This window comes from Kitasatospora sp. NPDC032150, from assembly GCF_055579945.1.
This window is the reverse complement of sequence record NZ_JBVIMH010000006.1, coordinates 236990-247988: the sequence shown is the minus strand read 5'-3', so window position 1 is coordinate 247988 and position 10999 is coordinate 236990. Positions and strand designations below refer to the sequence as shown.

Genomic DNA, 10999 nt, shown 5'->3' with positions numbered 1-10999 from the left:
CTGAGGTTGAGCAGGACGGGCGAAGCCAGATAGCCCTTGAGCAGGATCACCACTCCCACCCCCCCCCCCCCCCCCCCCCACCGGCCTTGCACCACTGCGGTCAGTTGCCCGCCACCTGGTTCGCGGCTCCGCCGTCGGTCGGGCTGGAGCTGGGGTTCGGCGGCGTACTGGACTTGCCCGGACGGGGCGGCTTGCTGCGCGAGGGCGAGGGCGAGCTGCAGAGCGGCCCGAAGAAGCAGCTCTCCGACGGCCCCGGCGAGTTGCTCGGCTCCGCCGGGCGGGACGAGCTGGCGGACGGGCTCGGCCCGGTGCTGGCGCTGGCCGACGGGCTGGTCGACGGAGCGGTCGACGGGGCGGCCGAGGGGCTCGGCGGCGGCGCCTGCTTGGAGTCGACCTCCGTACCGGTGATGTCCGAGGTCGGGAAGTCCAGCGCCTTCTGGTCGGCCAGCGCCACCTTCATGTAGCGGGTGAAGATCTCGGTCGGGAAGTCACCACCGTGGATGGTGGTCTGACCGGCCGTACCGACCAGCGAGAGCAGACCCGGCTTGCCCGGCTCCTCGCGCCACATACCGACCGAGGTGGCCAGCTGCGGGGTGTAGCCGACCCACCAGGCCGAGGTACCGGCGTCGGTGGTACCGGTCTTGCCGGCCACCGGACGGCCCAGGTCCTTCGTCCCCTTCTTACCGGTGCCGTTCTCCGCCACGTTCTGCAGGACGTCGGTGATGTTGTCCGCGACGGGCTGGTCCAGCACCGTCTTGGTGGCGTTCTTCGGACGGTTGAAGGCCGGCTTCTCCACACCCTGGTAGAGCACCTTGGTCACCGAGTACGGGTCGACCTGCTGCCCCCGGGCGGCGAACACCGAGTACGCGGAGGCCATCCGGATCGCACTCGGGGTCGAGGTGCCCAGCGGGTAGGTGAGCGAGGTGTTCGGCGCCAGGGAGTCCTTGCGCAGGCCCAGGGCGATGGCCATCTTCTCGACGTTGCTGCCGCCGACGTCCTGGCCGAGCTGAACGAACGGCACGTTGTAGGAGTACTGCATGGCCGTCTTCAGCGTGACGGCCCCGGGCATGTTGTCGTCGTCGTTCCTCTGGTGGTACGGCTTGCCGTCGTCGCCGATCGCGGGTGAGCCGTCCGCCTTGTAGATCTGGCTCATGTTGTTGGCGTTGTAGAGGCTGTTGATGCTGATCCTGGCCGGATTGCCGTCGCTCCCGGTCTTGGTCTGCACGCCGGTCTGCATGGCGGTCGCCAGGACGAAGGGCTTGAAGGTCGAACCGACCGGGATGCCGACGGTGTCGGCATTGTCGGTGTAGTGGCCGTTCTCCACGCCGTCGCCGCCGTAGATCGCCACGATCGCGCCGTCACCGGGGACCACCGAGGCCGCGCCGACCTGGACGTACTTGTCCTTGTCCGACGTGTCCGGGTGGAGGTTCTCCGACTTGACGTCGTCGACGGCCTTCTTCAGCTCCGCCACCTTGTTCTTGTCGAAGGTGGTGTGGATCAGGTAGCCGCCCTTGTCGATGGAGGCCTGGGTGATCGTCGGGTCCTTGGCCGCCAGGTACTTGTCGGCGAGGTCGACCAGGTAGCTGACCTCGCCGTTCATGTTGGACGGGGCCTTCTTCTTGATCGGCTCCGGGAAGGTGGCACCGCAGTTGTCCCGGTCCGCCTGGGTGATCGCCTTGGTGACGACCATCCGGGTCAGAACGTAGTTCCAGCGCTCCTGCATGTTCTTGCGGTTGGAGTCGCTGAGCGTCGGGTCGTAGTACGTCGCGCCCTTGAGCAGACCCGCCAGCATCGCGCCCTGGCAGACGTTGACGTCCTTGGCGTCCACTCCGTAGTACGCCTGCGCGGCGGCCTGGATACCGGTGGCGCCGCGGCCGAACCAGCTGGTGTTCAGGTAGCCCTCGAGGATGTCCTGCTTCGACTTCTGCCGATTGATCTTCAGCGTGATGAAGATTTCCTTGAACTTACGGCTGAGCGTCTGGTCCTGGTTCAGGTAAGCGTTCTTCACGTACTGCTGGGTGATGGTCGAGCCACCCTGGGTCGAACCACCGCTGGCCATCTTGTAGACCGCGCGGGCGATGCCCTTGGGGTCGATACCCTTGTCGGTCCAGAAGGTCTCGTTCTCGGCGGCGACCACCGCCTTCTGGGCCGCCGGGCTGATGCTGTCAAGCGGGGTCACCTGGCGGTTGGTGGAGCCCTTGCGGGTCATCTCCGAACCGTCGGCCCAGTAGTAGATGTTGTTCTGCTCGTTCACCAGGTCGTTGGGGTTGGGAACGGGCGTCATCGCGTACGCGACGCCGACCGCGGCCACCCCGCTGCCGAAGAAGATCAGGAACGTCGTCAGGATCAGCTTCCAGGACGGCAGCCAGCGACGGATCCCGGACTTGCCGTACCGGGGGTAGTCGATGAACCGCTTCTTGCCCGGTCCCTTGCCGCCGCCATTGCCACCGCCGCGGCCGCCGCCGCGCCCGGTGGGCCCGCCGGGCGGTCCGCTCGGGGGACTGCCCTTCTGGGACTGCTTGCGCATCTCGGCCCTGGTCAGCCGAGGCTGCTGGGCAGTCTCGCGCATCCCGGCGGGCCGGCTGCGCGAAGGCGCACCATCAGGGGGGCCATAGGCGGACGGACGTTGACCAGCCGCCCGGCCGCCCGGAGGCTGTTCACCGCCCGGGTTGGGCCTACGCCGGTGATCGCTCATCTTCCAGCAACTCCTCGGTCAGGCCGCTTCGGACCTGAGGGCAGGGTTCACTTCCGATGCCCGAAACCGCCCTACACCCCGGAGGTGGTCCTCGTGCACACGCGACAGCGTACGCACCTGTAAACAGCTACTAATCGGGCATTAAGTAACAAAAGCCACAAAATGCCGCCAGATCATTACATGGCCGTTGCCAACGCGGCCTTCCTGGGGCTTGACCGAGGCCTTCCTGAAGGTTTTCTGAAGGCCGTTCGGAATCCTGTGATCACGTTCACCCGTGCCCCCCTTGCCCGTTCAGTGACCCAGGTCTACTGTTCTCTCGATATATCGAGCCGATACATCGGACCGACACATCGATCCGGCACAACGGTCGGGACACAACGCGGGAAGGGAGGCAGGACGGCATGAGCAGACGCTCCGGGGTACTGGAGTTCGCCGTCCTGGGTCTGCTCCACGACGCCCCGATGCACGGCTACGAGCTGCGCAAGCGGCTCAATGTGCTGCTCGGGTCGTTCCGCGCCTTCTCCTACGGCACGCTCTACCCCTGCCTGAAGAGCCTGGTCGCCCAGGGTTTCCTGGTCGAGGACAACCCGGACGTCGAGTACGTCCCGGCGACCGCGCTCAACGGCAAGCGGTCGAAGATCGTCTACCGGCTCTCCGCCGACGGCAAGCAGCGCTTCGAGGAGCTGCTGGCCGACTCGGGCCCGGACGCCTGGGAGGACGAGCACTTCGGCGTGCGCTTCGCGTTCTTCGGCCAGACCGACCGCGCGGTGCGCATGCGCGTCCTGGAGGGGCGGCGCAGCCGGCTGGAGGAGCGGCTGGAGCGGATGCGCAGCTCGATCGCCCGTACCCGCGACCGATTCGACGACTACACACTGGAACTCCAGCGGCACGGTCTCGAATCGGTGGAGCGGGAGGTCCGCTGGCTCAACGAGCTGATCGAGACCGAGCGGGCCACCCGGACCGGGCGCACCGGTGCGGGAGATCCACGGACTTCGGACGGCCGTGGCCAGGAGGCCGGGTCCTCGGACCCGCCGAGGCCACCGCACGACCGCCCGGGGCGCTCCGACAGGGAGCGCTGACCGCCGGTGCCCGGTGTCACAGCAGACCAGGGCGGACGGCAGGTGTGGGCGCAGCGCGCGCCCGTCATCCAGTCATACAGAGATGAAATACGAGAACCGTCGGTCTTCCGACGGAACTCATGAGATCACAGGGAGCAACCGGAATGGGTTCGGTTCGCGTAGCCATCGTGGGCGTCGGTAACTGCGCCGCGTCGCTGGTGCAGGGTGTCGAGTACTACAAGGACGCCGACCCGGCCGGCAAGGTCCCCGGGCTGATGCACGTGCAGTTCGGCGACTACCACGTCCGTGACGTGGAGTTCGTCGCCGCGTTCGACGTCGACGCCAAGAAGGTCGGCTTCGACCTGGCCGACGCCATCGGCAACAGCGAGAACAACACCATCAAGATCTGCGACGTGCCGCCGACCGGCGTCACCGTCCAGCGCGGCCACACCCTCGACGGCCTCGGCAAGTACTACCTGGAGACCATCGAGGAGTCCGACGAGGCCCCGGTCGACGTCGTCCAGGTCCTGAAGGACACCAAGGTCGACGTCCTGGTCTGCTACCTGCCGGTGGGCTCCGAGGAGGCCGCCAAGTTCTACGCCCAGTGCGCCATCGACGCCAAGGTCGCCTTCGTGAACGCCCTCCCGGTGTTCATCGCCGGCACCAAGGAGTGGGCGGACAAGTTCACCGAGGCCGGCGTCCCGATCGTCGGTGACGACATCAAGTCGCAGGTCGGCGCCACCATCACGCACCGCGTGATGGCGAAGCTCTTCGAGGACCGCGGTGTCATCCTCGAGCGCACCATGCAGCTGAACGTCGGCGGCAACATGGACTTCAAGAACATGCTCGAGCGCGAGCGCCTGGAGTCCAAGAAGATCTCCAAGACCCAGGCCGTCACCTCCCAGATCAAGGACCGTGACCTGGGCGCCAAGAACGTCCACATCGGCCCGTCCGACTACGTCGCCTGGCTGGACGACCGCAAGTGGGCCTACGTCCGCCTCGAGGGCCGCGCCTTCGGTGACGTCCCGCTGAACCTGGAGTACAAGCTGGAGGTCTGGGACTCCCCGAACTCCGCCGGTGTCATCATCGACGCGGTGCGCGCGGCGAAGATCGCCAAGGACCGCGGCATCGGCGGCCCGATCCTGTCGGCCTCCTCCTACTTCATGAAGTCCCCGCCGGTCCAGTACTTCGACGACGAGGCCCGCGAGAACGTCGAGAAGTTCATCCGCGGCGAGGTCGAGCGCTGAAGCCCCGAGCGTTGAAGCTCTGATCTCCTTCGAAGGGCCCCGGCTTTCCGGCCGGGGCCCTTCGGCCGTCTCCGGAGGCGGGTTTCACGTGAAACCGCGCCGAGGTTTCACGTGAAACCGAAGTGTCCGACGTGGCACTCTGGGCTGGTGGCTCTCACGGAGAACGGAAGCACCTCACTCGACCGCGCCCGTCTCTCGTCCCGAACCTCCCTGGGCGGGCTGCTCCGGGGCCGCGACTTCCGCCGCCTGCTGACCGCCCGGGTGCTCTCGCAGCTCTCCGACGGCGTGTTCCAGGTCTCCCTGGCCTCGTACGTGATCTTCTCCCCGGAGCGGCAGTCCAGCCCGACCGACATCGCCTCGGTACTCGCGGTGCTACTGCTCCCGTTCTCGGTGATCGGCCCCTTCGCCGGGGTGATGCTGGACCGCTGGCGCCGGCGGCAGGTGCTCTACCTGGGCAACCTGGCCCGCTGCGGACTCGGGCTGATCACCGGCGCACTGCTGCTGGCCAGGGCGCCCGAGTGGCTGTTCCTCGCCGCCGCGCTGCTGGTGACCGCGCTCAACCGGTTCATCCTGGCCGGGCTCTCGGCCGCCCTCCCCCGGGTGGTCGCCCCCGGGCAGCTGGTCACCGCCAACTCGCTCTCGCCCACCGCGGGCACGATCGCCGCGGCCTGCGGCGGCGGCATCGGCTTCGCGGTCCACCAGATACTGCCGCCGGGCCCGCGGGCCGACGCCACCCTGGTGACCCTGGCCGCGTTGCTCTATCTGAGCGCCGCGCTGGCCGCCCGGCGGATCCCCGGCGGACTGCTCGGCCCCGACCCGCAGCCGGACCGCCCGGCGCTGCACCGGGCCCTCGGCGTGGCGGCCCGCGAACTGGCCGACGGCGTGCGGCACCTGGTCCACGACTGCCGTCCGGCGGTGGGCGCGCTGGCCGTCGTCACGGTCTCCCGGTTCTGCTACGGGCTCCTGGTGGTGACCGTGCTGATGCTCTCCCGGTACTCCTTCAACGATCCCGGCGACAGCGCCGCCGGGATGGCCACCCTCGGCACGGCGGTGGCCGCCTCGGCACTGGGCTTCTTTCTCGCCGCCCTGATCAGTCCCTGGTGCACCCGCCGACTCGGGCTGGCCGGCTGGCTGACGACCTGCGCGGCCTCGGCGGCTGTCTTCGTGCCCGCGCTGGGACTGTGGTTCGCCGTCGGTCCGAGCATGGCGGCCGCCCTGCTGCTGGGCGTCATCACCCAGGGCATCAAGATCTGCGCCGACACGCTGGTGCAGGAGTCCGTCGAGGACGAGTTCCGCGGCCGGGTGTTCGCGCTCTACGACGTCCTGTTCAACGCGGCCTTCGTCGCCGCCGCCGGGGTGACCGCGCTGGTCCTGCCGCTGGACGGCCGCTCGGTGGCCGTCGTGGCCGGCACCGCCCTGGTCTACGCGCTCACCGCCGCGGGGTACGCCCGGGCCGCCAGGCGCGCACCCGTTCCGCCACTGCCCCCGGCTCGTACCGGACCGGACGCCTCGACCGCCCCGGGCCCGGCGGCCGCCCGGCGGCCGGGATCTTCCGAACACCCCGGCCGCCGGACCACCTGACGATCCACTGACGACGCGTCAGCCCTGTGCGGCCCACCACTCCTCGAGCGCCGCGACCGCGCTGTCGTGGTCCATCGGGCCGTGCTCCAGGCGCAGCTCCAACATGTGCTTGTAGGCCTTGCCGACCTGCGGGCCCGGCTTCAGCCCCAGGATCTCCATGATCTGGTTGCCGTCCAGGGCCGGGCGGATGGCGTCCAGCTCCTCCTTGGCCTTGAGCTGCACGATCCGCTCCTCCAGGGAGTCGTAGGTGCGTGACAGCGCAGCGGCCTTCTTCTTGTTGCGGGTGGTGCAGTCGGAGCGGGTCAGCTTGTGCAGGCGCTCGAGCAGCGGGCCGCCGTCGGTGACGTACCGGCGGACCGCGGAGTCGGTCCACTCACCGCTGCCGTAGCCGTGGAAGCGCAGGTGCAGCTCGACCAGCCGGGCGACGTCCTCGGTCAGCTCCTTGGAGTACTTGAGCTCGCGCATCCGCCTGCGGGTCATCTTGGCGCCGACCAACTCGTGGTGGTGGAAGGACACCCGGCCGTCCGACTCGAAGCGGCGGGTACGCGGCTTGCCGATGTCGTGGAGCAGCGCGGCGAGCCGCAGCGTCAGGTCGGGGCCGTCGGTCTCCAGCGCGATGGCCTGCTCCAGGACGGTCAGCGAGTGCTCGTAGACGTCCTTGTGCCGGTGGTGCTCGTCGCGCTCCAGGCGCAGCGCGGGCAGCTCGGGCAGCACCTGGTCGGCCAGCCCGGTGTCGACCAGCAGCCGCAGGCCCTTGACCGGGTGATCGGACAGCAGCAGCTTGTTGAGCTCGCCCTGCACCCGCTCGGCGGAGACGATCGCGATCCGCTCGGCCATCGCGGTCATCGCCGCGACCACCTCGGGGGCCGGGGTGAAGTCCAGCTGGGCGGCGAAGCGGGCGGCCCGCATCATCCGCAGCGGGTCGTCGGAGAAGGACTCCTCGGGGGTCGCCGGGGTGCGCAGCGCCCGGGCCTCCAGGTCCTCCAGGCCGTGGTGCGGGTCGATGAAGCCGCGCCCGGGCAGGTCCACGGCCATCGCGTTGACGGTGAAGTCCCGCCGGACCAGGTCCTCCTCGATGGTGTCGCCGTAGCTGACCTCGGGCTTGCGCGAAGAGCGGTCGTAGGACTCCGAGCGGTACGTGGTGATCTCGATCTGGAAGGAGCCCGCCGGGGTGTCCTTGCGGGCGCCGACGGTGCCGAAGGCGATACCGACGTCCCAGACGGCGTCCGCCCAACCGCGCACCAGCTTGAGCACCTGCTCGGGCCTGGCGTCCGTGGTGAAGTCCAGGTCGTTGCCGAGCCGGCCGAGCAGGGCGTCGCGCACCGAACCGCCGACCAGGGCCAGCCGGTGGCCGGCCGCCTGGAAGCGGCGGGCGATCTCGTCGGCCACCGGGGAGACCCGCAGCAGCTCCTGAAGGCCGAGGGTCTGGGCCTCGGTCAGTCCTGGGAGCGAGCCGGAGGCGGCGGTGCTGGAATGATTGGTGCTGGGCTCATTGGCAGTGGACACGGCTCACAAGGGTACGTGTCCGGCCCGGCCCGCCGCCTGTTGCTTTCCCGGAGACCCGCACACGGTCGGCCTTTCCCTCACAGCCACCGGCCCGCAGCACTGGGCACGCGGCGGCGTCGTTACCATGCGGGGGGAACGGTACGGGCCACGGGGCCCGCCCGGCACGACGCGGGCGAGACCACGGGCCTGCGAGGGACCGGAGAGACCGGGTCCGAAACGGTCCGCGGCGGGAACCGTACGGCCATTTCTGCGGTACCTATTCATGCAGTGACAGCAGTGACTTTCCAGAACCACTGATCGCGACCGATCGAGAACGGCGAGGGCGAAGCGCGTGAGTGAGCCGGCACGGCACTCAGGGCTGAGGGCTTACGGAAGCGGCGGACGGGCGGCCAAGCGCCTCGCCGCGCTGCTGGCGAGCGGGGCGGCCCTGCTGAGCACCGCCCCGGCCGCGATCGCCGTCTCCGGGCGCCCCGCCCTCACCCCGACCGCGTCCTCCCCGGACTACCCGGCGAACGTGGCGATCGACACGGTCACCCCCACCGTGGTCGGGCAGAACGACGCCATCCTGGTCACCGGGCGGGTCACCAACTCCGGCGACTCCGCGCTGAAGAAGATCCACGCCGGCATCCGCGCCTCGCAGACCGGCCGGCCGCTGGGTACCAGGAGTGACATCGCGCGGGTCGCCGACCGCACCGAGCCCACCGGTCAGGACGGGGTCGACCTGGGCTCCCCGACCGCGGACATGGGCGACGTGCCCGCCGGCCAGACCCGCTCCTTCACGCTCCAGGTGAACCCCTCCGACCTGAAGATCTCCAAGGGCGGGGTGTACGAGCTCGCGGTGGACGTCTGGGGCGGCACCGCCGACCAGAGCCGGTCCCACGCACTGGGCATCGCCCGCACCTTCCTGCCGTACAACGCGGACCAGAGCGGCAAGCCCACCCAGGTCGCCACCCTGTGGCCGCTGACCCACGCCCCCGAGCTGGTCGCGCAGACCATGCCCGACAGCGACCAGACGCCGGTGCTGCGCGACGACAACCTGGCCACCGAGCTGGCCGCCGGTGGACGGCTGTACAAGCTGGTCGACATCGGTGAGAAGCTGCCCGGTCTGACCTGGGTCGTCGACCCGGACCTGCTGGACACCGTGTACGCGATGACCAAGCCGTACCGGGTGCAGAAGCCGGGTACCGCGGGCGAGACGGCCAAGGAGGACAACACCGTCCCCGGCACCGGCCGGGCCGCCGCCACCGCCTGGCTGGCCAAGCTCCGCCAGGCCGTGACCACCGGCGGCGACGAGGTCGTCGCCCTCCCCTACGCCGACCCCGACATCGCCTCGATCGCGCACAACGGCGCACAGCTCGGCGGCATGGACACCACCCTGCGCAAGGCGGGCACGGCCGGACAGGTCACCGCGGAGGGGCGCCTGGCGACGGACATCCGGACCAATGTCGCCTGGCCCTACCAGGGCCGGCTGGACCGCCAGATCGTCGACCTCACCAGGACCGCCGGGGACAACCTCCTCCTGGTCGACGGCGACGACCTGTCCGACTCGCTCAACTACACCCCGAACGCTGCCCGCCAGATCGGCGACGGCCAGACCGCCGTGGTCGCCGACCACACCCTCTCGCAGCTGTTCGACACCGACCTGGCCACCGCCCAGGCCAGGACCTCGGCCACCCAGCGGTTCCTGGCCGAGACCATGACGATCACCCAGCAGCAGCCGGAGACCCAGCGCAACCTGCTGGTCATGCCGCCGCGCAACCTCACGGTGGGCACCGCCACCGCCCTCTCTGACGCGATCACCGCGGCCCAGAAGGGCAACTGGATCAGCCAGGTCAAGCTCAGCACGGTGGCCACCGCCACCCCCGACACCGGTGCCAACACCAGCGTCCAGTCCCCCGGTGACTACCCGGGCAAGCTCCACGACTCCGAGCTGCCCGGCAGCGCGCTCGAGAAGACCATGGGCATGGAGGGCGGCCTCGACCAGCTGCTGACGATCTGCACCCAGCCGCAGCGGGTGCGCGGCCCGTTCAACGCCGCCATGGTCCGCGCGATGTCCACCGGGTGGCGTGACCGGCCCGACGACGGCCAGGCGTACCGCAACGGCGCCCAGGACTACCTCAACAACCTGGTCTCGGCCGTCAAGGTCCTGCCGAAGCGGGTCGTCACCCTGGCAGGTAACAACGGAACGCTGCTGGTCAGCGTCAAGAACGACCTCAACCAGGCCGTCGGCAACCTCCAGTTGCGACTGATCTCCGGCCAGGTGAACCGCCTCAACGTCGGCCCGCCGGAGAACGTGGTCCTGGAAGCCACCACCAGCCGGACCCTCCGCTTCCCGGCCGTGGCACAGGCCAACCGCACGGTGCAGATGACCGCGCAGCTGTGGACCACCGGGGCCGACCCGCAGCCGTACGGGCCGCCGATGACCTTCGAGGTCGACGTCAAGAACGTGACCTCGGGCGTGCTGTACGCGATCAGCGGCGGTGTGGTGCTGATCCTGCTCGGCGGGATCCGCTTCTACCTGCAGCGCAAGAAGCGGGCCGCCGAGCCCGCCACCGAGGGCGGCACCGAGGGCTCGGCCGAACCCGCTGACCCCACCGAGCCTGCCGACTCCGCCGAGTCCACCGGGCCTGCCGACTCCGCCGAGGACGGTGCGGCGGCCACCGGCCAGGACGAGGACACGGACGCGGACGCTCAGTCGGCCGGGGACACGGACACGGACGTCCAGCCGGCCGGGGACACGGACACGGACGTCCAGCCGGCAGAAGCGGAGAAGGCCGCACAGCCGGCCAGAACGGCGAAAGCGGCCAAGGACGCCGACGCAAAGCCGGAGTCGACCGAAGATGCCCGGAATCGGGCCTCGGGTGATGAGAAGGTTGGTCCCTGACGGACGCCCACCCGGGCGACCACCCGAC

At 69.7% G+C, this 10999-nt stretch carries 6 protein-coding genes; 4 read left to right on the top strand and 2 right to left on the bottom strand.

The features are described 5' to 3' along the window. Positions 1 to 100: 100 nt before the first annotated feature. Positions 101 to 2569: a transglycosylase domain-containing protein gene (locus tag ACZ5ON_RS10455; protein ID WP_465588595.1), complete on the bottom strand. Its 2469-nt coding sequence runs from the start codon at positions 2567 to 2569 to the stop codon at positions 101 to 103. A gap of 527 nt (positions 2570 to 3096) precedes the next feature. Between ACZ5ON_RS10455 and ACZ5ON_RS10450 the strand changes: the two genes are divergently transcribed. The 3 genes from ACZ5ON_RS10450 (at position 3097) to ACZ5ON_RS10440 (ending at position 6581) form a co-directional block, all read left to right on the top strand. After that, positions 3097 to 3774, top strand: a complete 678-nt coding sequence (locus tag ACZ5ON_RS10450) for a PadR family transcriptional regulator (protein WP_344639024.1) — start codon at positions 3097 to 3099, stop codon at positions 3772 to 3774. Between the two features lie 143 nt (positions 3775 to 3917). Further along, on the top strand, positions 3918 to 5000 hold the full coding sequence (locus tag ACZ5ON_RS10445; RefSeq protein WP_465588590.1) for an inositol-3-phosphate synthase: 1083 nt from the start codon (positions 3918 to 3920) through the stop codon (positions 4998 to 5000). Positions 5001 to 5147: 147 nt separating this feature from the next. After that, positions 5148 to 6581: an MFS transporter gene (locus ACZ5ON_RS10440; protein ID WP_465588585.1), complete on the top strand. Its 1434-nt coding sequence runs from the start codon at positions 5148 to 5150 to the stop codon at positions 6579 to 6581. A gap of 18 nt (positions 6582 to 6599) precedes the next feature. Here the strand turns inward: ACZ5ON_RS10440 and ACZ5ON_RS10435 are convergent, their stop codons facing one another. Next, on the bottom strand, positions 6600 to 8021 hold the full coding sequence (locus tag ACZ5ON_RS10435) for a CCA tRNA nucleotidyltransferase (RefSeq protein ID WP_465588705.1): 1422 nt from the start codon (positions 8019 to 8021) through the stop codon (positions 6600 to 6602). Positions 8022 to 8418: 397 nt separating this feature from the next. On the opposite strand from ACZ5ON_RS10435, the gene ACZ5ON_RS10430 reads away from it, so the two are divergent. After that, complete coding sequence (locus ACZ5ON_RS10430) at positions 8419 to 10971, top strand: DUF6049 family protein (RefSeq protein WP_465588582.1); 2553 nt, start codon at positions 8419 to 8421, stop codon at positions 10969 to 10971. Positions 10972 to 10999 lie beyond the last annotated feature (28 nt).

What these genes read in the sequence shown, in the direction of transcription:
- ACZ5ON_RS10455 (WP_465588595.1), bottom strand. Translation starts at nt 2,569, where the DNA reads ATGCGCGAGACTGCCCAGCAGCCTCGGCTGACCAGGGCCGAGATGCGC.
- ACZ5ON_RS10450 (WP_344639024.1), top strand. Translation starts at nt 3,097, where the DNA reads ATGAGCAGACGCTCCGGGGTACTGGAGTTCGCCGTCCTGGGTCTGCTC.
- ACZ5ON_RS10445 (WP_465588590.1), top strand. Translation starts at nt 3,918, where the DNA reads ATGGGTTCGGTTCGCGTAGCCATCGTGGGCGTCGGTAACTGCGCCGCG.